The organism is Aurantiacibacter suaedae (genome assembly GCF_005434915.1).
In the GTDB taxonomy this organism is placed as follows: Bacteria; Pseudomonadota; Alphaproteobacteria; order Sphingomonadales; family Sphingomonadaceae; genus Alteraurantiacibacter; species Alteraurantiacibacter suaedae.
This window is the reverse complement of record NZ_SKCG01000001.1, coordinates 459,189-481,165: the sequence shown is the minus strand read 5'-3', so window position 1 is coordinate 481,165 and position 21,977 is coordinate 459,189. Positions and strand designations below refer to the sequence as shown.

Genomic DNA, 21,977 nt, shown 5'->3' with positions numbered 1-21,977 from the left:
GCTGCGGGCAATTCGAGCCAAGACGGGGCAAAACTACGATGTTCTCTACAAAATTTTTGGCCTTTGCCGCCGAGCCGCGCTAAGGAGCGCCACTTCCACCACCCGGTCGGCTGACTGCTCCAGTGAGTCTGGGCCGCCTGCCACTTATCGCATGGATAGCTTGATGAGTTCGTTCCTCTCCAAAATGTTCAAATTCGGTTCCCAGAACATGGCCATCGACCTCGGCACGGCCAATACGCTGGTCTATGTCCAGGACCGCGGAATCGTGCTCAACGAGCCGTCGGTGGTGGCAATCGAGACGCTGAACGGCGTGAAGCGCGTGAAGGCAGTCGGTGAAGACGCCAAGATGATGATGGGCAAGACCCCGGATTCGATCGAGGCCATCCGACCGCTGCGTGACGGCGTGATTGCCGACATCGAAATCGCGGAAGAGATGATCAAGCACTTCATCCGCAAGGTCCACGGCAAGCGCACGCTGCTCCGTTACCCGGAAATCGTGATCTGCGTGCCCTCGGGCTCGACTTCGGTTGAACGCCGCGCGATTCGCGATGCCGCCAGCAATGCCGGTGCTTCGGAAGTTTTCCTCATTCTCGAACCGATGGCTGCTGCTATCGGCGCCGATATGCCGGTGACCGAGCCGGTCGGCTCGATGGTGGTCGATATCGGCGGCGGCACCACCGAGGTCGCCGTTCTGTCGCTGCGCGGTCTTGCCTACACCACCTCGGTCCGCACCGGCGGTGACAAGATGGATGAAGCCATCGTCTCTTACGTCCGCCGACACCACAACCTGCTGATCGGCGATGCCACGGCGGAGCGGATCAAGAAGGATTATGGCGTTGCCATCGTCCCTAAGGACGGTGTGGGCGAAACGATCGTGCTTAAGGGTCGCGACCTCGTGAACGGTGTGCCCAAGGAAATCCAGATTAACCAGGCGCACATCGCCGAAGCGCTGTCCGAACCGATCGGCGCTATCGTTGAGGGTGTGCGCATCGCGCTTGAAAACACCGCGCCTGAACTCGCAGCCGACATTGTCGACCAGGGTATAGTGCTTACCGGTGGCGGCGCGCTGATCCGCAGCCTGGACGAGCACATCCGCGACGAGACCGGCTTGCCCGTCTCGGTGGCGGAAGATCCGTTGTCGTGCGTGGCGCTGGGAACTGGTCGGGCTATGGAAGACCCGATGTACCGCGGCGTATTGATGACCGCCTAAGGGCGGCTGAAACAAGGAGAGCGCGCGGGCCATGGCACCGCCGGCGGCACAGCGCAGCGGCACCAATCGCAGGGCGCAATTCGGCGTCTTCGCGGGCTATTTGCTTGCGTCGGCGGGCGCTGCGCTTGGCGCGCTGCTTCTCATCGTATCGCTGGTCAGGCCCGAAGCCTTCGCCGGTCTGCGGACTATGGCGAGCGATGTCACTGCGTCTGTGGGCGAAGCAGGCGCGGCCGGGCGCGTGGGCACCAGCAACTTCTTCGATGCCATCGCCGGTTACTATGAAGCCGGCAGCAAAAACGCGCAGATGAAGGAAGAGATTGCCATCGCGCGGGTGAAGCTGGCCGAGGCGCGCGCTCTGGAACAAGAGAACGAGCAGCTCAAGGCAGTGCTGGGCCTCGCGCAGGACGAGCGCGAGCCGGTTGCCATTGCTCGCCTGATCGGATCGACTTCGGTCAGCGCGCGGCGCTTTGCCTACCTTTCCGCCGGGCGTGCGGACGGGGTGAAGGTCGGGATGCCGGTAACCTCGCCGATGGGCCTGGTGGGGCGCGTGCTCGAAGTCGGGCGCACCAGTTCGCGGGTGTTGTTGCTGACCGACAGCGAATCGATCGTGCCCGTGCGCCGAGCTACCGATAACGTGGTCGCCTTTGCCGAGGGGCGCGCCGACGGTTCCTTGCGGCTGCGGCTGATTTCGCTTGGCATCAACCCGCTTGAGATTGGTGATGTGTTTGTAACCTCCGGAGCAGGCGGCATGTTTCGCCCCGGTGTGGCCGTCGCCATGGTGACCGAACTCAACGACGATGGCGCCATTGCCCGCCTGCTGAGCAATCCGGCGGCAACCGATGTGGTGCTGGTGGAACCGGTGTGGCAGCCAGAGGCGGTCGCGATGCTGGAACGTCCGCCGTCAGGCCCGACCGAGGAAGGCATCGAAGAGGTTGCGGCCGAACTGCCCGATCCTCCCGCCTCTCCTCCGCTCCCACCCTCCCCTTCGCCAACCGGATCGGCTGCGCCGGACGAATGATGGAAAAGCTCAACCCGACCGCGCGCAGGGATCTGTTCGGAAGCAAGATCAACCGTGATCACTCGTCTGCGCTCGTTTATGGGGTGCCCTGGCTTTCGATCATCCTGGCTTCGCTGGTGCCGATGTGGCCTGTGATTGCCCCGGCGCCTGTCGTGCCGCCGCTGGCCTTTATGTTTCTGCTTGCCTGGCGTCTGCTGCGGCCCGGAGTATTGCCGCTGTGGGCGGGTTTTCCGCTTGGCCTGTGTGACGATCTTCTGTCCGGTCAGCCGCTTGGCAGCAGCATCCTGCTGTTCTCGCTAACGCTGATCGCGCTCGATCTGTTCGAGCTGCGCTTCCCCTGGCGCGGCTTCTGGCAGGACTGGATTGTCGCGGCGGTGCTGATCATGCTGTTCCTGCTGTTGTCGGGGGTGTTTTCCGCAGCGAGGCTCGATCTGCTGCATTTCTGGTTGCTGGCGCCGCAGGCCTTGCTCTCCTTGGTGCTCTTTCCCATTATTGTAGGTGTCGTGGCGATATTGGATCGCCTGCGCCTGCTCCGCGTGAGGCGGATCGATTGAGCTATGGAACAGAGACTTAGCAGCAACTCCCTAAAGGAGACGTTCGACCGCCGCAGCTTCGTTGTTGGCGCGGTTCAGGGCGGCGTGGGGCTGCTGCTGGCGGCGCGCATGGGCTATATCGCCGTGGCCGAAAACGAGAAATACGAGATGGAGGCGGAGAGCAACCGCGTCAATCTCTCGCTCATTCCGCCGCGTCGTGGCTGGATTCTCGACCGCAACGGTTCGCCGCTTGCCTCCAACCGCAGCGACTTTCGTGTCGATATTATTCCCGAACGCCTGCACGACCGGGAAGCGACGGTCGACCTGCTCTCGAAGGTACTGGCCTTCGACGATCTTGAGCGCAAGGATCTGGTCGAGCGCATCGAGAATGCATCGAGCTATCAGGTTGTGCCGGTGGCAAGCGGGCTGGACTTCGAGAAATATGCCGCGCTTACCGTGCGCTTACCCGAGCTACCGGGTGTGCTCCCGCAGCAATCCTATGCCCGTTATTACCCGACTGGCAGTTCGGTAGGCCACCTGATCGGTTATGTCGGTGCCCCCAGCCGGGAGGAATACGAGGAGGAGCCGCAGCCGCTGCTGCTCACGCCCGGCTTCAAGATGGGCAAGGACGGGATCGAGAAACAGTTCGAGCAGGAATTGCGCGGCGTGCCCGGGGCACGGCGCGTGGAAGTCACCGCGACGGGCCGCCGCGTGCGCGACCTCGAAACGCGTGAGGATATACCTGGCGATCCCATCCGGCTGACCATCGATGGACCGCTGCAGGACTATGCCGCCCGCCGCATCGGGCTCGAATCCGGCTCGGTGGTGGTGATCGACTGCCTGACCGGTGACCTGATGTGCATGGCCTCCATGCCTAGCTTCGATCCCAACAGCTTTTCCGACGGGATCGGGCGTGTCGAATATTCGATGCTGAGCGAGAACGACCGGGTGCCCTTGCGCAACAAGGTTCTCCAAGGGCTCTATCCGCCGGGATCGACCGTAAAGCCGATGGTCGCGATGGCTTTTCTCGAAGCGGGTCTCTCACCTGATGCCAGCGTCAATTGTAGCGGTGGCCTGCGTGTCGGCAACAGGGTATTCCACTGCTGGAACCGGCGTGGGCACGGCAGCGTCGATATGGCGAAGGGCATTTATCAAAGCTGCGACGTCTATTTTTATTATTTCGCCCAGCAGCTCGGAATGAACGTAATCTCCGACATGGCGCGCCGCTGCGGGCTGGGTCAGGAGTTCCCGCTGCCGGTCACCAGTCAGTTCTACGGGACTGTGCCCGATCCCGAGTGGAAGCTGAAAAAATATGGCCGCGAGTGGCAGGCCTTCGATACGGTGAATGCGACCATCGGTCAGGGCTACATGCTGTTCAATCCGCTGCAACTGGCTGTCTATTCAGCGCGCATCGCCACCGGTAGGACCGTGATGCCGCGTCTGATCCTCGACGGTAAAACTCCGAAGTTCGGCAGCATGAATTTCCATGGCGACCACGTACAGGTCATCCAGAATGCGATGAGCGACGTGATCAATGGCCCTGGCACCGCTGGCCGCGCCAGGCTTCCGGTCGACGATATTTTGATGGCCGGCAAGACGGGAACGGCGCAGGTTGTCTCGCTTAGCCTCTCAAACGGTAAGGCCGGGCCTTGGAAGTATCGTGACCATGGCCTTTTCATCTGCTTCGCCCCATTCAACAATCCGCGCTATGCTTGCGCCGTGGTTATCGAACACGGCGGCGGCTCGGGCTCCGCCTATCCCATTGCCCGCGACGTCATGACCTTTCTGTTCGATCCGGCCAAGGCGCTCGATGCGCTGCACGGGTTCGAGAAGCAGTGGGGCGGTACGGCGCAAAAGCGGCTTGAACAGTCCTATGCGGCCTATGCCGCTGCCGCCGGCGTCGATCTGCCCCCTGCCCCTGCCCCGATACAGCTGGCAGAGAAGGTCGATGCCGAGGCGCGCGCAGCGATTTCGGAACCTGCAACACCCGTTACCGACGCTCTCACACCGCGCGAAGATCCTGTCGCAAGCGCCAATGGCAACCTGACGTGAGACGCGCGGTAACCCTGCCGGCTCCGCTGGCACAGATTCCGTGGCAGGTCATTCTGCCCATAGCCTTGCTCGTCGCCTTCGGAGGCGCCGTGCTATACTCGGCAGCGGGCGGATCGATGTCGCCCTACGCCAGTTCGCACCTGCTGCGCTTTGCGGTAACGCTGACGATGGCGTTGGTGATGTCGTTTTTCCCGCTCGATCTGGCCAAGATGGCGGCGGTGCCGATCTATGCTGCGGTGGTGCTGTTGCTGATGCTTGTGGAAGCGTTGGGGGCCATTGGCGGAGGAAGCCAGCGCTGGCTGAACCTCGGCTTCATGGTTTTGCAACCCTCAGAACTGATGAAGCCAGCGATCGTGCTGGTGCTGGCGTGGTTCTATCATGGCTTGCCGGTCGGTCTGATCGGTACCTGGCGCGCTGTCGTTCCCGCAGCGGGGTTAATCGGCCTGCCGATGCTGCTGGTGCTGTTGCAACCCGATCTGGGCACCGCGCTGGCCATCGCCTTTGGCGGCGCAGTGGTGATGTACATGGCAGGCCTGCCCGGCAAGTGGTTTGCGGGCGGCGCGTTGGCAGCCATGGTGGCCATTCCGGTGGCCTATTTCTTCGGACTGAAGGATTATCAGCGGCGGCGCGTGACCACGTTCCTCGATCCGGAGAGTGATCCGCTTGGCGCCGGCTACCACATAACCCAATCGAAGATTGCGATCGGTTCCGGAGGGCTGTTCGGCAAAGGCTTCGGCAACGGTTCGCAAAGCTCGCTGGACTATCTGCCCGAGCCGCACACCGATTTTGTCTTCGCGACCATGGCCGAAGAGTGGGGACTAATCGGTGGCCTTTTCGTGCTGCTGATTTTTGGCCTCGTGCTGCGCTGGGGGCTGACCGTGGCCCGCGATGCCGAAGATCGCTTTTCGCGCCTTTTGGCGGGCGGCATGGTGGCGACGATCTTCTTCTACGCTGCGGTCAATCTGATGATGGTGATGGGCATGGCGCCAGTGGTTGGAATCCCCTTGCCATTTATGAGCCATGGCGGTTCGTCGATGCTCACCAACATGATTTGCGTGGGCACGCTGATGATGGTGAGCCGGTGGAACAAGCAGCCGCGCGGAAACTTTTAGGCGAGCTTGAAGAAACCTCTTTTCAACCGCGAGACAATCGTTATTAGACGCCTCTCCGCGATTCGCGGTGACCGGAAAAAGCCGGTGTGGACGCATAGCTCAGTTGGTAGAGCAGCTGACTCTTAATCAGCGGGTCCTAGGTTCGAGCCCTAGTGCGTCCACCATTTTTCTTCTTAAAAGACAAACTCTTGCAGAGTGTGATCTGGCGTGACTCGTTGCGATGGGTGTCATGTTGTAGCCTGTAGCTCATATGCCAGAGTTGGTGGCCACTGATAACAAGGCTGGCTTGCCCGCGACTAGCTGATGACATCAAGCACAAAGCAGGGACGAAGCTCCGGCCGGGAACCTTGCAAGAGCTATCTGAGCATCCGTCGTCGCCACCGGTATCGGTAGATCTGAATGCGCGCCTAACTCCAGAGCAAGATGATCAGTCGCAGCATGTTCAACTAAGCCAGTTACACGATATTGCATGGGTACTGGCCATCGATCCATTCGGCCAGCAAAGAACATCCGCAAACGTTTGGGGCGTCGATCAGCGAACGCACGGATCACCGAGCGAAAAATGTTGCTTGCGATTGTGGAGTAACACTAAGGCCAGCATCTTGTTCATAAGGTTCGAGCATCTTGCATAACGTGAAATCGAAGCATGGCCTGCGTGATTCTCTCAGTCGCGGTTCGCTTATCGGCCTGCTTGTCGGTGTCGGGTTTTTCCTCGCCGCCGCCTATGCTGCATCCACCAATATCCTCGGTATGCAGGAAAACGAGGCGCGCATCCGCAACACCCACGAGGTGCTCACCACGCTCGATGCCCTGCTGATCGCGGCGCTTGATACGGAAACCGGCCAGCGCGGCTTCGTTCTTACTGGCGACGACAAATACCTCGAACCTTATCACCAGGGTGTCGCCGCCGCGCAGACCAGCCTGTCTGAGCTAGAAACGCTGACCCAATACAGCACTGTTCAGCGCCGAAGCCTTCGCTCGCTGCGCGCCGCGGTCGATACCAAATTTCGTTTTGCGGAAAGGGCGATCCGGATCCGGCGTGAGGCAGGAATGGCGGCAGCGGTCGACTTGACCGACAGCGATCGCGGCAAGCTCGCAATGGACGCGATCCGTCAGCAGATGGCGCGGATGACTCGCGAAGAGGTCGTGGAACGCGAGGAGCGCGTCGCCGAACTGGCGGCGGCGTCCCGCCGCGCGATCGTCAGCGCCCTGGTCACCAGCCTGATCGGGATCGTCCTTACCGTAGCGATCTATATCATCCTGGCGCGCACCAATCGTACTCGAGACCGCCAGCGGTGGCTGCAGTCCGCTCAGGTTGAATTGAGCGAGGCAATGCGAGGCGAGAAGTCGGTGCATGAAGTGGGTGCCGCAGTGCTCTCGTTCCTTGCCGAAAGAAGCGGCGCTAATGGCGGCGCGCTTTTCAAGGGCGAGCATGGCATATTCAGGCGCGTGGCAATGCTCGGCGTGGCGGACGCCTCCTCCGTGCCGGAAAAGTTCGGGCTGAACGAAGGCCTCCTCGGCAAAGTCGCGACCGATGCGCGCGCAACCACTCTTGCAGAAATTCCCGCCGGTTATCTCAAGATCGGATCCGCGTTGGGGAGCGACGCCCCGCGAAACCTCGTGGTGGCCCCCATGTTCAACGAGGGTGACGTGAATGCGGTGGTCGAGCTCGGCTTCTTCGACGAAGTGGACGAAAGAACGCTCGAACTGCTCGACACCGTTTCCGGCTCGATCGGCATTGCGCTTCGCTCTGCACGCTTCCGCGAGCGACTGCAGGAGGCACTTGAGGAAACCCAGCAGCAGGCCGGCGAATTGCAGGCCCAAAGCGAGGAACTGCGGGTTTCCAACGAGGAACTTGAAGAGCAAGGCAACGCGCTGAAGGAATCCCAGGCACGGCTCGAACTTCAGCAGGTCGAACTCGAACAGACCAACAGCCAGCTCGAAGAGCAGGCGGAGACGCTCGAAGGCCAACGCGACGAGCTGAAACGCGCGACAGCCTCGCTACAGCTCAAGGCGCGCGAGTTGGAGCAGGCGAGCCAGTACAAATCGGATTTCCTGGCGAACATGAGCCACGAATTGCGCACGCCGCTCAATTCGCTGCTGATCCTGTCGAAGCTTCTCGGCGACAATCCGGATGGCAACCTGAATGCCGATCAGGTCAAGTTCGCCCGCACGATTGAATCTTCCGGTAACGACCTTCTGACTCTCATCAACGATATCCTCGACCTTTCGAAGATCGAGGCGGGTCACGTGGAAATCGACGCCGCAGCGGTCGCGACCGAGCGCCTCGCGACAGATCTGCGCAAGGTGTTCGAGCCGCTGGCGCAGCAGCGCGGTCTGGAGCTGGCTCTGACCATACAGCCAGATGCGCCCGGTTCGATCGAAACCGATCGCCTGAGGCTGGAGCAGGTTTTGAAGAACCTTCTCTCGAACGCGATAAAGTTCACGGAGGAGGGCAGCGTTGCGCTGACCATCTCACAAGGTGAAGACGATACGGTCGACTTCGCAGTGGCCGACACCGGCATTGGCATCGATGAAGCCCAGCGCGAGGCGATCTTCGAAGCCTTCCGGCAGGCTGACGGCACGATCAGTCGCAGGTTTGGCGGGACAGGTCTCGGCTTGTCCATTTCGCGCGAGCTGGTCCGTTTGCTGGGCGGAACCATTCGGCTGGAAAGTGAGCCGGGCAAGGGTAGCACCTTCGTGGTGACGGTGCCGACGAGCTATGATCCTGCCAAAGTTGCGCCGCGACAGGTCGCGCCCTCTGGCGAAGAGCCGGCACAGGCAGGGAAAGCACCTGCGCGCCCGTCGGGCCAGATGCAGTCGGGCAAGTCGAAGCCAGCCAAGGCCAGCGCGGCCGCCGTCGAAGATGACCGAAAGGCCCTGACGGAAGGCAAGCGTCTGCTGCTGGTAATCGAGGATGACGCCACCTTTGCTGGCATCGTGTGCGACCTTTCCCGCGAACTGGGTTTCCAGTGTATCGTCACCGGAACAGCGCAGGAAGCGATAGAGCTTGCTCGCGAATACAAGCCGAGCGCAATCGTGCTTGATATCGGCTTGCCGGACCAGTCCGGCCTTACCGTGCTCGACCAGCTCAAGCATGAGGAAGAGACGCGGCACATTCCGATCCATGTGATCTCAGGTTCTGACCAGAGCCAGACTGCGCTGGCGCTTGGTGCAGTCGGCTTTTTGGAAAAGCCGGCCCCGCGCGAACGCCTCGCTGCCGTGCTTTCGGGGTTGCAGGAGAAACTCGCGTCGAGCGTGCGACGGGTGCTGATCGTGGAAGACGACGAGGTCCAGCGCGATGCGGTCGGCAAATTGCTCAGCTCGCAAGACGTTGAAACCGTCGGGGTCGGTACCGCTGCCGAATGCCTGGAGGAACTGCGCAGTGGTCAGTACGACTGCATGGTTCTCGACCTGTCCCTGCCCGATGCTTCCGGTTTCTCGCTGCTTGAAACGTTGAGCGAAGATGAGGGCGGGCCCTTCCCGCCGGTCATCGTATATACGGGCCGCGATCTGTCGTCGGATGAAGAACAGCGCCTCCGCCGCTATTCCAGTTCGATCATCATAAAGGGTGCGAAGTCGCCCGAACGGTTGCTGGACGAGGTATCGCTGTTTCTGCACCGGGTTGTGTCAGACCTGCCGCCAGAGCAGCGCCAGATGATCGAGAAGGCGCGCCACCGCGATGCGGCGCTCGAAGGCAGGCGCATCCTCATCGTCGAGGACGACGTGCGCAACGTTTACTCGCTCACCAGCGTGCTTGAACCGCGCGGCGCATCAACGCGGATCGCGCGGAACGGCCAAGAAGCGCTCGACGCACTCGCCGAAGCGGTCGACGACCCCGCGAAGGCCATCGATCTCGTGCTGATGGACGTGATGATGCCCGTGATGGATGGCCTCGCCGCCGCCCGTAAGATCCGGGTCGATCCGCACTGGAAAAAGCTGCCGATAGTCATGCTCACGGCCAAGGCAATGCCCGACGATCAGCAGAAGTGCATCGATGCGGGCGCCAACGATTACATGGCCAAGCCGATCGACGTGGATAAGCTGCTGTCGCTGGTGCGCGTATGGATGCCGAGGTAGTGAGCGAGAGCATCGAGGATATCGAAATTCAGCTGCTGCTGGATGCGCTCTATCGCCACTATCATTACGATTTCCGCCACTATGCCCGCGCGTCGATCAAGCGCCGCCTGCTGCAGGCGCGAACGCAACTGGGCTATGACAGCATATCCGCCATCCAGTCGGCGGTCCTTCACGACGAGACGATCCTGCCGCGCCTGCTGAACTTCCTTACCGTGCAGGTAAGCGAGATGTTCCGCGACCCTTCTTATTTCCGCGCTTTGCGCGAGAAGGTGGTGCCACATCTGCGCACCTACCCCTCGCTCAAGGTCTGGGTTGCAGGGTGTAGCCACGGCGAGGAACTCTATTCGCTATCGATTCTGTTTGCTGAAGAAGGGCTTGCCGACCGCACGATGTTCTACGCGACGGACATCAATCCGGCAGCGCTGCGTGCGGCGCAGGCGGGTGTCTACCCGCTCGACCGCATTCGCCTCTTTACGGAGAACCACCGCCTCTCGGGCGGGCACTCGTCGCTATCCGACCATTACACCGCGAACTACGACCGGGCCGTGTTCGACAAGTCGCTGCGGAAGCGCACCGTCTTTTCCGATCATAGCCTGGTGACGGACGCCGCCTTTGGCGAGATGCATCTGATTTCCTGCCGCAACGTGCTCATCTATTTCGATCGCGAATTGCAGGACCGGGTCGTCGGCCTGTTCGGAGAATCGCTCGTGCGTGGCGGCTTCCTGGGCATTGGTTCGAAAGAGAGCCTGCGCTTTTCCGCCCACGCCAATCAGTTTGCCGATTTCGTGCGTACCGAACGGATATACCGGAGAAACGCGCGATGAGCGTGCGGGCTGTCGTAATCGGTACGTCGGCAGGCGGGGTGCAGGCCCTGTCGCATGTGCTTCCGGCCTTGCCGGCCGACTTTCCGGCGCCGGTGCTGGTCGTCGTCCATGTCCCGCCCCGGCGAAAAAATGCGCTGGTCGCGCTGTTTGCAAACAAATGCCAGCTCGCGGTAAAGGAAGCCGAGGACAAGGAGCCGCTTGCACCCGGCACGATCTATTTCGCGCCGCCCGATTATCACCTGCTGGTAGAGACCAGCGGCACGATTGCCCTGTCGTCCGACGAGGCAGTCAACTACTCTCGCCCGGCAATCGACGTCCTGTTCGAAAGCGCAGCGGATGCCTTTGGCCCGGGCACTGTCGGGATCGTTATGACGGGGGCGAACTATGATGGTGCGCAGGGCTTGCGGGCCGTGTGTGCGGCTGGGGGGCACGGCATCGTGCAGACCCCGGCAACGGCCGAAGTTGCGACCATGCCTGAAGCTGCCCTAGCCGCGTGCCCCGATGCACAGGCGATGCGGCTCGAAGAAATCGAACATGCTTTGGAGGCGATGCTCGCGCGATGACCCACAACGTGAAGTTCCTGTTGGTCGATGACCTGGAGGAAAATCTCCTCGCGCTTGACGCTCTGCTGGCACGCGAGGGTCTTGAACTGCACAAGGCGCGCAGCGGCGAGGATGCGCTCGAACTGATGCTTGGCAACGAGTATGCCCTCGCCCTGCTTGACGTGCAGATGCCCGGCATGGATGGCTTCGAGCTGGCTGAAATCATGCGCGCGAACGAGCGTTCGCGGCACATTCCGATCATATTTCTCACCGCCGGAAGCGGAGACGCGACGCGCAAGTTTCGCGGGTATGAAGCCGGTGCCGTCGATTTCATTCAAAAGCCGATCGAAGCCGATATCCTCCGATCGAAATCAAAGGTCTTTTTTGATCTATATGTTCAGCGCCAGCAGATCACTTCGCAGCGTGACGAACTTGCCACTCTGACGGCGGCGCTGCAGGCCGCCGACCAGCAGAAAAACCGCTTCCTTGGCGTGCTCGCCCATGAATTGCGCAATCCGCTGGCAGTATTGCTGGCCGGCCTGAATTTCCTCGAGCGGCCGAGAGAGGGTCTCGACCTCGCCACCGTGCGTGAATCGATGCGAAGGCATCTCAGTCACATGACACGGCTCGTCGATGATCTGCTCGACATCAATCGTATTGAGCACGGCAAGATATCGCTGCGGAAGGAAATGGTGCTTTTGAGCGACATTTTGCCGCCAGCCCTTGAGATTGCCGGGCCGGCGATTGAGGCGAGCGGACATGAACTTCAGGTCGAAGTCCCTGATGATCCGGTTACTCTGAATGTCGATCCGGCGCGCTTTATCCAGATCATTGGCAACATTGTCAGCAACGCGGCACGGTATACGCCAAATGGCGGAAAGATCACCGTGGTCGTGTCGACGCAAGGTGATAAAGTGAGCATCACCGTGGCCGATAACGGCGTCGGAATACCGGCCGAACAGCAATCAATCATCTTCGAAATGTTTGAACAATCGGACAATGGCCGCGGGTTTATTGGAGACGGGTTGGGGATTGGTCTCGCCTTGGTCAAACAGCTTGTCGAACTGCATGGTGGCGAAATCCACCTGGTCAAGAGCGCGCCTGGCGAAGGAAGCACATTCGAAGTGCAGTTGCCGCTGGTGCAATAGCTCTCGCGGCACTTCGTTACCGCGATCGATTGTTGAAGCCAAACATCTCGTTGTTCGATGCAAAATTGGCGGTTCCGTTTGCCGCAGCCCTCCTGTAGTCCCGGCGCAAACTGGGAGAGGAGAGTAGAACCCATGTCGATCCTTGCTGGCCGTGTGGTCGTCGTCACCGGAGCGAGTTCGGGTATCGGGGAGGCTTGCGCGATTGAGTTCGTCAACCGTGGCGCGAAGGTGGTGCTGGCCGCGCGCCGGGTCGAACGCCTAAAAGGGCTCGTCGAGAAAATCGAAGCCATGGGCGGCGAGGCCCTCGCCGTTGCAACCGATGTTACCGATGAAGATGCCGTCGCCAACCTGTTCGCGCAGGCGGTGGCGAAGTTCGGCACCGTCGATGTGCTGATCAACAATGCCGGTATCGCCGAGAACACTCCCGTCCACGAAACCAGCCTCGAGCAGTGGTCGCAGGTCATCAACACCAACCTCACCAGCGCCTTTCTGTGCGCCAAACATGCCTGGCCGATCTTCCTCAAGGGCGGGCACGGGCGCATCGTCAATGTCGGATCGATCTCGGCCAAGGTGCCGCGGTCGGAGTGCCCTTCGTACACCGCCAGCAAATTCGGCCTTGCGGGGCTTACCCATGCTCTCGCGGTTGACGGGCGCGACCAGAACATTGCGGTGTCGATCTTCCATCCCGGCATCGTGGCAACCGAGATCATGCCTGGCTCGGTCAAGCTGCCCGAAAACTTCGCGGCAACACCCGAGGAAGCTGCTGGCATCATCGTCCACATGTGCGACATGCCCGATCACCTCAATTTCTATGAGGCGCTGATGGTGCAGAACAAGCTGCCCTTCCTCGGACGCGGCTGACACCTGCGATGTCGGCGGACCTTGCCTGCTGGAACATTGCCGATCTGCGCCGCAAGGCCGAAGCACGCCTTCCGCGCGGCGTTTGGGAGTATCTCGAACGCGGGGTGGAGGATGAGACGGGAATGGGGCGCAATAGGGCCGCGCTCGATGCGCTGACCTTCGTGCCGCGGGTTGCGCGCAATGTGGAGCAGATAGATCTCTCGGCCAGTCTGCTGGGAGAGCAAAGCGCCCTGCCCTTCGCCATCGGCCCGACCGGTGCCGCGGGGCTGATCCACTACAACGGCGATATCGCACTGGCGCGTGCGGCGCGCGCGGCGGGCATTCCGTTTACTATCTCCAGCGCCAGCACGCTCAATCTCGAACAGATCGTGGCCGAAGCCGGCCGCGTCTGCTTTCAGCTCTATCTCTGGGAAAACCGGGAGCTGTCGTTCGACGTGGTGCGCCGTGCGCAAGCCGCCGGCTGCGATACGCTGTTCGTTACGCTTGATCTGCCGGTTCCGCCCAACCGCGAATATCTGAGCCGAAACGGCTTTGGCATCCCCTTCAAACCCAACCGACAGAACGTGGCCGATGTGCTCATGCATCCGCGCTGGCTGCTGGGTGTGATCGGGCAATACATGCTGCGCGAGGGCAAGCTGCCGCAACAGGCGAACCTGCCTCCGCATCTGCGTCATTCGATCGGTAAGGGCGGAATGCCCGGCGCGCAGTTCAAGCAGGATAACCTCGATTGGGACGGGATCGCCGAGCTGCGCGATATGTGGCGCGGCAAGATGGTCGTGAAGGGGGTGCTGCATCCAGACGATGCGGTATTGGCGGCGCGGTATGGCCTGGATGCTGTGATCGTCTCCAACCACGGCGGGCGGGCGCTGGACTATTCGATTGCTGCCATTGATGCACTGCCTGCCGTGCTCGATGCTGCGGGTGAGCGGCTCGATGTGTGGTATGATAGCGGCATTCGGCGCGGCAGCGACATCGCTAAGGCGCTGGCTTTAGGGGCAAAAGGCGTGCTGATCGGCCGCGCGACGCTCTATGGCCTTGCCGCAGGCGGTGAAGTCGGGGTGGCGCGCGCTATCGCTTTGCTGGAGCAAGAGCTGCGGCGTACCATGGCCTATCTGGGCGTCACCAGCATTGAGGGGCTTGATCGTTCGGTATTCAGCCCAGCGCGAGTTTGATAAGAGACCACGTAGCTCGATCAATGGTTGATCACATCGAATGTGATGCCTATCAAAGCGTCACATTGTAATGTGATTTGAGAAAGCGCCATGTCCGATCTAGTTCTTTCCAAGGTTTTCGCCCTTATCGGGGAAGGCAAAATGACCCGCGCGGGGCTCGCCCGTGCTGCCGGTCTTCATGCCAACACGCTGCGCGATTGCACCGAGCCGGGGTGGAACCCAACCGCCGAGACGCTCGGCAAGCTCGAACGCTTCCTGTCGGAGAATGACGACAGCCCGGTGCTGGTCGGGATCGAGGAGCTGATCGAGGAAGCGCGCAACGGACGCATGTTCATCCTGGTCGACGACGAGGATCGCGAGAACGAAGGCGATCTGGTGATCCCCGCCCAGATGGCTACGCCCGATGCGATCAACTTCATGGCCACCCATGGCCGCGGATTGATCTGTCTGGCCCTGTCCAAAACGCGTGTCGATTCGCTTGGGCTTGAACTGATGAGCCGAAAGAACCGCACTCGGCACGAGACCGCCTTTACCGTCGCCATCGAGGCGCGCGAGGGCGTCACCACCGGGATCAGCGCCGCCGACCGCGCCCGCACCGTCTCCGTCGCGATCGACGCTTCCAAGGGGCCGGACGATATCGTCACCCCCGGCCACGTGTTTCCGCTGGTGGCGCGCGAGGGCGGCGTTCTGGTGCGCGCCGGCCATACCGAGGCCGCGGTGGACATTTCGCGGCTCGCCGGGCTCAACCCCAGCGGTGTGATCTGCGAGATCATGAACGAAGACGGGACCATGGCCCGCTTCGACCAGCTGCTCGCCTTTGCCCGCAAGCATCGGTTGAAGATCGGCACGATCCGCGATCTCATCGCCTACCGTCGCCAGAACGACAATCTCGTCGAGAAGCGCGAAGAGGCCCGTTTCGCTTCGGCTTGGGGCGACGACTGGCGCGCGATCAGCATGTGGAACAAGGCGACCAAGAACGAAACCTTGGCGCTGGTCAAAGGGCATATCGATCCCGAGAAACCGACGCTGGTGCGGATGCACGCGCTGTCGGTATTCGACGATGTCTTTGCGCATAAAGGCGAACGCTCGGGCCTGCTCGAAGGCGCGATGCGGGCCATTGCCGAGGAAGGTGCGGGCGTTGTGGTGGTGATCAACAGGCCCTCCCCCGAATTCGCCTCGCGCGCGATCCGTTCGCTTGAAGACCGCCCGCGCGAGACGGAGGAAGAGCAACGCGACTACGGCGTCGGCGCGCAGATCCTTACCGAGCTTGGCGTGCGCGACATGATCCTGCTCACCAACACCTCGCATTCGCTGGTCGGCCTTGATGGCTATGGCCTGTCGATTGTCGGGGAACGTCCCATTGCCTGCGGAGTCGAATGACCATGGCCCGTTTCCTTATTGTCGAAGCCCGCTTTTATGAGCACCTCAATGACCTCTTGATCGCGGGCGCGCGCACCGCGCTGGAAGACGCCGGACACAGTGTGGACGTGCTCACCGTTCCGGGCGCGCTTGAGGTGCCGGGTGCGATTGCGCTTGCTGCTGAAAGTGGCCGCTACGACGGCTTTGTCGCCATCGGCGTGGTGATCCGGGGCGAGACCTATCACTTCGAAATCGTCGCCGGCGAAAGTGCGCGCGCGATCATGGCGCTGACCATGGACGCGGTCGCGATCGGCAACGGTATTCTCACCGTGGAGAACGAGCAGCAGGCGCTGGTGCGTGCTGATCCGGCGCAGAAGAACAAGGGCGGCGAGGCGGCAGTGGCGGCCATGCGTCTGCTTGAATTGCAGGAGCAGTTCCAGTGAGCAACCATCCTTCTTTCGGCGGTTTGCCAATCGTGCTGGGCGGCAATGTGTTCGGCTTCACCGCCGATGAGGACACCAGCTTTGCCGTGCTCGACCGGTTCTATGAAGCTGGCGGGCGGATGATCGATACGGCGCAGGGTTACTCGGTATGGGTGCCAGGCCATGTCGGCGGCGAGAGCGAGGCGGTGATCGGCAAGTGGCTCAACGCACGCGGAGTGCGTTCCGACATGCTGATCGCCACCAAGACCGGCATGAACGGTGATCCGGGCGATCTCGATCCGGCCAAGGTCCGCAGCGAGCTGGAGAAAAGCCTCGACCGGCTGCAGACCGACTATGTCGATCTCTACTACGCGCACCGCGATGAAGAGCAGACCCCGCAGGCCGAAACTGCCGCCGGGTTCGGCGAACTGGTTGCCGAGGGAAAGGTGCGCGAACTGGGCGCATCGAATTACTCGGCCGCACGCTTGCGCTCGCTGAACGAGGCCGCCGAAGCTGCGGGAGCCGCGCGGTTCACCGTGTTGCAGAACGAGTACAACCTCGTTGTTCGCAATGGCTTCGATGCCGAACTTCAGACCTATTGTGAAGAGGCGGGGATTGCACACTATCCGTGGTTCGGTCTTGCCGCCGGTTTTCTCACAGGAAAGTATCGCACGCGCGAAGATCTTGAGCAGAGCAGCCGCGGATCAAGTATCGAGCGATTTTTCGACAAGGGTTTGAAGGTGCTCCCGGCGCTCGACGAAGTGGCCGCAGAAACTGGTGACAGCCTTGGCGCGGTTGCGCTCGCCTGGCTGGCTGCGCAGCCTGGCATCACCGCGCCCATTGCCAGTGCGAGCAAGCCAGAACAGCTCGATCTGCACTTCGAGGCAGTCAATCTGACGCTGAGCGAAAGCCAGATTGCGAAGCTCACCGACGCGGGTGCCTGAAACGGTTTAGTGGTCCCCAGAACGCGGGTACAATTGGTTCAATCGCGCGATCTTGCGGGCGCTGGCCGTTGGCCAACGGGTACGCCAGTTCTCGCAATATCATGTTCTGCAAAAATCACATCGTGATGTGATTTCACGGTCCGACACAATTCAGAGTTCGGCTGATCGGGAACCACCCGGCACCCATCAGCGCTCTGGCCTGTATGAACGGACCTCTCGAATGGATCGCCGCCATCGGCACGATGCTCGCCGCTGGCCTGATCGCTGCCGACCTGGGCCGACGCGCAACAGGCTACGGCTTCATCCTGTTCTGTCTGGTGTCGATTACCTGGGTCATCTCGGGGCTGACCTCCGACGCGCTGCCGATCGCGGCGATGAATGCCATCTTGCTGATCATCAACGCATGGGGCGTGTGGCAATATCTGCTCAGCCGCAAGAACCGCAAGGTGATGGAGCGGATGGAGCCGATCGAGAAAGAGATCGAGCATGAGGTCGAGGCCGAGCAGGAGCCTTAGCGTCGCCCCCTGCCCGGCCCGCCGATCTGTTTAGCCGCCCAGACGCCCGAAGCAGCCCTTGCCCGCATAGCGCGCGCCGCTGCCCAGCTCTTCCTCGATACGGATCAGCTGGTTGTACTTCGCCAGCCGGTCCGAACGGGCGAGCGAGCCGGTCTTGATCTGGCCGCAGTTGGTGGCGACCGCCAGGTCGGCAATCGTCGCATCTTCGGTTTCGCCCGAGCGGTGGCTCATCACGTTGGTGTAGCCGGCACGGTGCGCGATCTCGACCGCTTCCAGCGTTTCGGTCAGCGAGCCGATCTGGTTCACCTTCACCAGCATCGAGTTGGCGAGGCCCTGCTCGATGCCCATGGACAGGCGCTTGGGGTTGGTCACGAACAGGTCGTCACCCACCAGCTGGACCTTGTCGCCGATCATGTCGGTCAGCGCCTTCCAGCCTTCGAAGTCGTCTTCGGCCATGCCGTCCTCGATCGACTTGATCGGATAGTCGGCGCACAGCTTGGCCAGATATTCGGCCATTTCCTGCGAATTCAGCGACAGCTGCTCGCCCGCCAGATCATAACGGCCATCGGAGAAGAACTCGGTCGATGCGCAGTCGAGCGCCAGCATGATGTCTTCGCCCGGCTTGAACCCGGCTTTCTCGATCGAGGCCATGATGAAATCGAGTGCATCGCGCGTGCCAGCCAGGTTCGGGGCAAAGCCGCCCTCGTCGCCGACCGAGGTCGACAGACCCTTCTCGGCCAGGCCCTTCTTCAGCGTGTGGAAGATTTCCGCGCCCCAGCGTACGCCCTCGGCCAGCGTTTCCGCGCCAACCGGCATCACCATGAATTCCTGCACGTCGATCGGGTTGTCGGCATGTTCGCCGCCATTGACGATGTTCATCATCGGCGTCGGCAGCACATGGGCCGATACGCCGCCGACATAGGAATAGAGCGGCAGACCGCGCGCATTGGCGGCAGCCTTGGCGGCTGCGAGGCTGACGCCTAGGATGGCGTTCGCACCCAGACGCGCCTTGTTGGCGGTGCCGTCCAGCTCGATCATCGCATAGTCGAGATCGCGCTGATCTTCCGCGTCGAGACCGAGCAGCGCATCGGCGATCTCGGTGTTCACGGCTTCAACCGCCTTCAGCACGCCCTTGCCCAGATAGCGGCCCTTCTCGCCATCGCGCAGTTCCACCGCCTCGTGCGCGCCGGTCGAGGCGCCCGAAGGCACCGCCGCGCGGCCGAAGCTGCCGTCTTCGAGCAGGATGTCGACCTCGACCGTGGGGTTGCCCCGGCTGTCGAGGATTTCGCGGCCATGGATGTCGATAATGGCGGTCATTGCAAGGCGCTCCAAATGGTTATGCGTGACGTGGTTTTGCGCCTCCTATGCGGCGGAACATTCAAGGGCAAGCCGCGTTGGAGTCTTGAAAGTGGGTGTATTATCTTCACGATACCCCTGTGTAAGAATTCGTGCGCACCGGAAGTCATGTCCGGAGCACTTCGCAAGAAAGGGAATACCATGGCTCCTACTCAGAAGACCGAAGCTCCCAAGCCTGCCACCGCCACTGCTGTGACCGCCCCCGAGCCGACCTCGACCGCGGGAACTGAAGAGGCGAAGTCGCGCTTCAATGCCGCTATCGGCGAAGCCAAGGCCGGCGCTGCCGCTCTTAAGGGTGAAGCCAGCGCACGCGGGCATGACATGGCCGACGATGCGATGGCCCGGGCAGGCGATCTTGCCGTTGAAGGAAAGACCAAGGCTAGCGATGCGCTCGTCAGCCTTTCGAAGCTGGTGGACGAGAACGCCGCCATGATCGACGAGAAGTTCGGCGCCAAATATGGAGACTACGCTCGCCGCGCTTCGGGTTACCTCACCGACTCTGCCAAGACGCTGAATGAGAAGAGCTACGAGGAACTGAGCGAGGATGCGCGTGAGGCTATTCGCAAGAGCCCCGCGACCGCAGTCGGCATTGCCGCCATCGCCGGTTTCATGGTTTCGCGTCTGTTCCGTCGCTAACGCGTGGCAACCAATACGCCTGACCCAACCGCAGTGCCCGGCCCCGATCCTGAGGATCAGCCGGGACAAAGGCAAAAAGGCTCGCCGGGCTCTGCTCCCGACGAGCCTTTTGTGCGCACTCTGGCCGAGGATATGGGGGCGCTCGCCAGCGATGCGCTCAACTATTTCGACGCCGAGTTCGCGTTCCAGAAAACCCGCGCGCGCCTGGCTGGCAATCGACTGGTTACGGCGATTGCCTTGGGCATCGTCGCTATCGTGCTCGTCCTGCTCGCGGCAGTCGGGCTGACCATTGGTCTGCTGATCGCGCTTATCCCGATCGTAACGGCCTGGGGTGCGACGGCTATTGTCGTGCTCGTGCTGCTGCTGCTTGCGTGGTTGTGCGTGCGCGGTGCGCGGCGCGCGCTTGGCTCGATCAAAAGCGCCTTCGCCCAAGGCGATGGCGCGCTGGAGGATAGCCCCCATGTCTGATCTCGAACGCCAGCTGCGCGAAGACCGGATGCTGCGCGATGCCGCGCGGGCGCTGGTTCTTGCCGATGTTGCGCATCTCAAGCGCGAGGTGGACCACGAAGCACATTCCGGCCCGGATTTGACAACTCGCGCCCACGACCTCGGTGACGATGCGCGCGACTATCTGTCCGGTCACAAGGTTCAGGTCGGCGGGGTGGTCGCAGCGCTTATTGCGGCAATTGCCTTGTGGCTGTTGCGCGAGCCATTGGCTGCCATCGTGCGTGATCTTTTTGACGATGACGATGAAGATGATGCCGCTGAAACGGAACAAGCTGGCGGGGATGATCGTTCGGTAAATGAACAGAAACTTCCAGCGGAGACACAAGCATGAGCGATGATAAACGCGCTGCCCTTAAAGAGCGGATTGAAGCAGGCCAGGATAGCGAGGCCACGCGTCGCGCCAAGAAACTGGGTGACAGTGCCAAGGCAGGTGCGGTCGAAGCGAAAGACAAGTTCACGGCCTTTGCCAAGGAGCACCCGGTCACCACTGTTGCTGGCGGTGTCGTCGCCGGGGTGATGATCGCGAGTCTGTTCAAGACGCCGCGCCGCGCCGCTGCGCGCACGGGTGCGAAGGCTGCTGGCCTTGCTGCATTGGGTAGCGAGATGGCCATGGGTTTCCTCGCCGAACTGCGCGACGACGCCGGACATGCCGGGAAAGAGGGCAAGCGCAAGCTGGCCGACCTTGCCGACAGCGCTAACGACAAGGCACGGCGCGCCCGCCGCGATGCAAAGTATCGCGCTAGGAATGCCGGTGACGATGCGCGGATTGCCGGGCGTGAGGTCGGCAAGTCGATCATGCGGGCGTTCAAGATACACTAGGCATCAACGCGAGGCGATTTGCGACCTTGCACCATTCGAGCCAGACGATAGAGCGGGGAGAAATTTTCTCCTCAATCAGAAAGGCTGTGCTTCATGCCCTCGTCCGAACAACTTCTGCATCTCGTAATCGGTGGGCGGGTAAAAGATCCCCGCTCAGTCGAGTTCCAGGATCTGAAGGACATCCACGTCGTCGGCTTCTTTCCCGACTTCACCAGTGCGCAGGAAGCCTGGCGCGGTTGGGCGCAGCGCACGGTTGACGATGCGGAAATGAAATATGTGATCGTGCATCTGCACAAGCTGTTCGAACCCTCGCTCGACGGCGAATGACCCAAACGAAAAGGCCCGGATCAGCGTCCGGGCCTTTTTGGTATCAGATGAATTCGATCTTCTCGATCAGATAGAACTTTTCGCCCGAGGGCACGGTCACTTCGACCTCGTCGCCCTTCGATTTGCCGATCAGCGCCCGGGCCAGCGGGCTTTCGTAAGAGATGCGGCCCTGCTTGGCATCGCTCTCCGCCATGCCGACGATCTGGTAGGTCGAGGCCTTGTCGTCCTCGTCGAGCACGGTGACGGTCGCGCCGAACACCACCCGGTCGCCCGAAAGCGTGGTCGGGTCGATGATCTGGGCGCGGCTGACCTTGTCCTCGATATCTGAAATTTGCGCTTCGACCTGCCCCTGCCGCTCTTTCGCGGCATGGTATTCGGCGTTTTCCGACAGATCGCCGTGGGCGCGGGCTTCCTCGATCGCATCGACAATACGCGGACGCTCATCCCGCAAAGCCTTCAAATCTGCGGTCAGCTTTTCGTAGCCTTCCGCCAGCATCGGCACCTTTTCCATCGTATTCCCTGTCCAGTCCGCCCTCGCCC

At 61.5% G+C, this 21,977-nt stretch carries 22 protein-coding genes and 1 tRNA gene; 21 read left to right on the top strand and 2 right to left on the bottom strand.

Annotation, left to right across the window (positions count from 1 at the left end; genetic code table 11):
- The first annotated feature begins 163 nt into the window (after nucleotides 1-163).
- From E0473_RS02190 to E0473_RS02115, 16 genes are all read left to right on the top strand, one after another.
- Entirely contained in the window at nucleotides 164-1,210 is a 1,047-nt protein-coding gene (locus tag E0473_RS02190) for a rod shape-determining protein (RefSeq protein WP_119594701.1), read from the top strand.
- A 31-nt stretch (nucleotides 1,211-1,241) separates the two neighbouring features.
- The gene (gene mreC / locus E0473_RS02185) at nucleotides 1,242-2,228 is read left to right on the top strand and encodes a rod shape-determining protein MreC (protein ID WP_137679213.1); all 987 of its coding nucleotides are present in this window, start codon (nucleotides 1,242-1,244) and stop codon (nucleotides 2,226-2,228) included.
- Nucleotides 2,225-2,782 carry a rod shape-determining protein MreD gene (gene mreD / locus E0473_RS02180; RefSeq protein ID WP_241657294.1) on the top strand — a complete coding sequence of 186 codons (558 nt, stop codon included), beginning with the start codon at nucleotides 2,225-2,227 and terminating at the stop codon, nucleotides 2,780-2,782. Before mreC ends, mreD begins: the two co-directional genes overlap by 4 nt.
- Before the next feature lie 3 nt (nucleotides 2,783-2,785).
- Nucleotides 2,786-4,813, top strand: coding sequence for a penicillin-binding protein 2 (gene mrdA / locus E0473_RS02175; protein ID WP_137679212.1), 2,028 nt, complete (start codon nucleotides 2,786-2,788; stop codon nucleotides 4,811-4,813).
- Nucleotides 4,810-5,925, top strand: a complete 1,116-nt coding sequence (rodA, locus tag E0473_RS02170) for a rod shape-determining protein RodA (protein ID WP_137679211.1) — start codon at nucleotides 4,810-4,812, stop codon at nucleotides 5,923-5,925. Before mrdA ends, rodA begins: the two co-directional genes overlap by 4 nt.
- 88 nt (nucleotides 5,926-6,013) lie before the next feature.
- Nucleotides 6,014-6,089: transfer RNA gene (locus E0473_RS02165), tRNA-Lys, on the top strand.
- Nucleotides 6,090-6,675: 586 nt separating this feature from the next.
- The gene (locus E0473_RS02160) at nucleotides 6,676-10,005 is read left to right on the top strand and encodes a response regulator (protein WP_137680017.1); all 3,330 of its coding nucleotides are present in this window, start codon (nucleotides 6,676-6,678) and stop codon (nucleotides 10,003-10,005) included.
- A complete protein-coding gene (locus tag E0473_RS02155; RefSeq protein ID WP_137679210.1) occupies nucleotides 9,990-10,829 on the top strand; it encodes a CheR family methyltransferase in 840 nt (279 codons plus the stop codon). The genes E0473_RS02160 and E0473_RS02155 overlap by 16 nt, the downstream gene beginning before the upstream one ends.
- Complete coding sequence (locus tag E0473_RS02150; protein WP_137679209.1) at nucleotides 10,826-11,392, top strand: chemotaxis protein CheB; 567 nt, start codon at nucleotides 10,826-10,828, stop codon at nucleotides 11,390-11,392. Before E0473_RS02155 ends, E0473_RS02150 begins: the two co-directional genes overlap by 4 nt.
- On the top strand, nucleotides 11,389-12,519 hold the full coding sequence (locus E0473_RS02145; protein ID WP_137679208.1) for a hybrid sensor histidine kinase/response regulator: 1,131 nt from the start codon (nucleotides 11,389-11,391) through the stop codon (nucleotides 12,517-12,519). The genes E0473_RS02150 and E0473_RS02145 overlap by 4 nt, the downstream gene beginning before the upstream one ends.
- A 132-nt stretch (nucleotides 12,520-12,651) precedes the next feature.
- Nucleotides 12,652-13,380, top strand: coding sequence for an SDR family oxidoreductase (locus E0473_RS02140; protein WP_137679207.1), 729 nt, complete (start codon nucleotides 12,652-12,654; stop codon nucleotides 13,378-13,380).
- Nucleotides 13,381-13,388: 8 nt separating this feature from the next.
- Nucleotides 13,389-14,552 carry an alpha-hydroxy acid oxidase gene (locus E0473_RS02135; RefSeq protein WP_137679206.1) on the top strand — a complete coding sequence of 388 codons (1,164 nt, stop codon included), beginning with the start codon at nucleotides 13,389-13,391 and terminating at the stop codon, nucleotides 14,550-14,552.
- A 90-nt stretch (nucleotides 14,553-14,642) separates the two neighbouring features.
- On the top strand, nucleotides 14,643-15,932 hold the full coding sequence (ribB, locus tag E0473_RS02130; protein ID WP_137679205.1) for a 3,4-dihydroxy-2-butanone-4-phosphate synthase: 1,290 nt from the start codon (nucleotides 14,643-14,645) through the stop codon (nucleotides 15,930-15,932).
- Between the two features lie 2 nt (nucleotides 15,933-15,934).
- Nucleotides 15,935-16,354, top strand: coding sequence for a 6,7-dimethyl-8-ribityllumazine synthase (ribH, locus tag E0473_RS02125; protein WP_137680016.1), 420 nt, complete (start codon nucleotides 15,935-15,937; stop codon nucleotides 16,352-16,354).
- Nucleotides 16,351-17,277 carry an aldo/keto reductase gene (locus E0473_RS02120; protein ID WP_137679204.1) on the top strand — a complete coding sequence of 309 codons (927 nt, stop codon included), beginning with the start codon at nucleotides 16,351-16,353 and terminating at the stop codon, nucleotides 17,275-17,277. Before ribH ends, E0473_RS02120 begins: the two co-directional genes overlap by 4 nt.
- Before the next feature lie 203 nt (nucleotides 17,278-17,480).
- Nucleotides 17,481-17,792 carry a hypothetical protein gene (locus E0473_RS02115; protein WP_137679203.1) on the top strand — a complete coding sequence of 104 codons (312 nt, stop codon included), beginning with the start codon at nucleotides 17,481-17,483 and terminating at the stop codon, nucleotides 17,790-17,792.
- Between the two features lie 30 nt (nucleotides 17,793-17,822).
- On the opposite strand, the gene eno is transcribed toward E0473_RS02115, so the two are convergent.
- Nucleotides 17,823-19,109, bottom strand: a complete 1,287-nt coding sequence (eno, locus tag E0473_RS02110; protein WP_137679202.1) for a phosphopyruvate hydratase — start codon at nucleotides 19,107-19,109, stop codon at nucleotides 17,823-17,825.
- Nucleotides 19,110-19,289: 180 nt separating this feature from the next.
- Here eno and E0473_RS02105 point away from each other — a divergent pair, with 180 nt between their 5' ends.
- The 5 genes from E0473_RS02105 (at nucleotide 19,290) to E0473_RS02085 (ending at nucleotide 21,437) form a co-directional block, all read left to right on the top strand.
- Complete coding sequence (locus E0473_RS02105) at nucleotides 19,290-19,784, top strand: hypothetical protein (protein WP_241657293.1); 495 nt, start codon at nucleotides 19,290-19,292, stop codon at nucleotides 19,782-19,784.
- A gap of 3 nt (nucleotides 19,785-19,787) precedes the next feature.
- Nucleotides 19,788-20,252, top strand: a complete 465-nt coding sequence (locus E0473_RS02100) for a phage holin family protein (RefSeq protein ID WP_137679201.1) — start codon at nucleotides 19,788-19,790, stop codon at nucleotides 20,250-20,252.
- Complete coding sequence (locus E0473_RS02095; protein WP_137679200.1) at nucleotides 20,245-20,622, top strand: hypothetical protein; 378 nt, start codon at nucleotides 20,245-20,247, stop codon at nucleotides 20,620-20,622. The genes E0473_RS02100 and E0473_RS02095 overlap by 8 nt, the downstream gene beginning before the upstream one ends.
- Nucleotides 20,619-21,110 (top strand): hypothetical protein, encoded by a 492-nt coding sequence (locus tag E0473_RS02090; protein ID WP_137679199.1) that lies wholly within the window; start codon nucleotides 20,619-20,621, stop codon nucleotides 21,108-21,110. Before E0473_RS02095 ends, E0473_RS02090 begins: the two co-directional genes overlap by 4 nt.
- A gap of 93 nt (nucleotides 21,111-21,203) precedes the next feature.
- Nucleotides 21,204-21,437, top strand: a complete 234-nt coding sequence (locus tag E0473_RS02085; RefSeq protein ID WP_137679198.1) for a DUF4170 domain-containing protein — start codon at nucleotides 21,204-21,206, stop codon at nucleotides 21,435-21,437.
- 43 nt (nucleotides 21,438-21,480) lie between these two features.
- Here E0473_RS02085 and greA read toward each other — a convergent pair whose 3' ends face one another.
- Nucleotides 21,481-21,948, bottom strand: coding sequence for a transcription elongation factor GreA (greA, locus tag E0473_RS02080; RefSeq protein WP_137679197.1), 468 nt, complete (start codon nucleotides 21,946-21,948; stop codon nucleotides 21,481-21,483).
- Between the last annotated feature and the right edge of the window lie 29 nt (nucleotides 21,949-21,977).

Coding starts and splice junctions, on each gene's coding strand:
- eno (WP_137679202.1), bottom strand. CDS start 19,109: ATGACCGCCATTATCGACATCCATGGCCGCGAAATCCTCGACAGCCGG.
- E0473_RS02145 (WP_137679208.1), top strand. CDS start 11,389: ATGACCCACAACGTGAAGTTCCTGTTGGTCGATGACCTGGAGGAAAAT.
- E0473_RS02085 (WP_137679198.1), top strand. CDS start 21,204: ATGCCCTCGTCCGAACAACTTCTGCATCTCGTAATCGGTGGGCGGGTA.
- ribH (WP_137680016.1), top strand. CDS start 15,935: ATGGCCCGTTTCCTTATTGTCGAAGCCCGCTTTTATGAGCACCTCAAT.
- E0473_RS02155 (WP_137679210.1), top strand. CDS start 9,990: ATGGATGCCGAGGTAGTGAGCGAGAGCATCGAGGATATCGAAATTCAG.
- E0473_RS02160 (WP_137680017.1), top strand. CDS start 6,676: ATGCAGGAAAACGAGGCGCGCATCCGCAACACCCACGAGGTGCTCACC.
- mrdA (WP_137679212.1), top strand. CDS start 2,786: ATGGAACAGAGACTTAGCAGCAACTCCCTAAAGGAGACGTTCGACCGC.
- greA (WP_137679197.1), bottom strand. CDS start 21,948: ATGGAAAAGGTGCCGATGCTGGCGGAAGGCTACGAAAAGCTGACCGCA.
- mreD (WP_241657294.1), top strand. CDS start 2,225: ATGATGGAAAAGCTCAACCCGACCGCGCGCAGGGATCTGTTCGGAAGC.
- E0473_RS02095 (WP_137679200.1), top strand. CDS start 20,245: ATGTCTGATCTCGAACGCCAGCTGCGCGAAGACCGGATGCTGCGCGAT.
- E0473_RS02105 (WP_241657293.1), top strand. CDS start 19,290: ATGGCTCCTACTCAGAAGACCGAAGCTCCCAAGCCTGCCACCGCCACT.
- E0473_RS02135 (WP_137679206.1), top strand. CDS start 13,389: ATGTCGGCGGACCTTGCCTGCTGGAACATTGCCGATCTGCGCCGCAAG.
- E0473_RS02115 (WP_137679203.1), top strand. CDS start 17,481: ATGAACGGACCTCTCGAATGGATCGCCGCCATCGGCACGATGCTCGCC.
- E0473_RS02090 (WP_137679199.1), top strand. CDS start 20,619: ATGAGCGATGATAAACGCGCTGCCCTTAAAGAGCGGATTGAAGCAGGC.
- E0473_RS02140 (WP_137679207.1), top strand. CDS start 12,652: ATGTCGATCCTTGCTGGCCGTGTGGTCGTCGTCACCGGAGCGAGTTCG.
- E0473_RS02190 (WP_119594701.1), top strand. CDS start 164: ATGAGTTCGTTCCTCTCCAAAATGTTCAAATTCGGTTCCCAGAACATG.
- E0473_RS02150 (WP_137679209.1), top strand. CDS start 10,826: ATGAGCGTGCGGGCTGTCGTAATCGGTACGTCGGCAGGCGGGGTGCAG.
- mreC (WP_137679213.1), top strand. CDS start 1,242: ATGGCACCGCCGGCGGCACAGCGCAGCGGCACCAATCGCAGGGCGCAA.
- ribB (WP_137679205.1), top strand. CDS start 14,643: ATGTCCGATCTAGTTCTTTCCAAGGTTTTCGCCCTTATCGGGGAAGGC.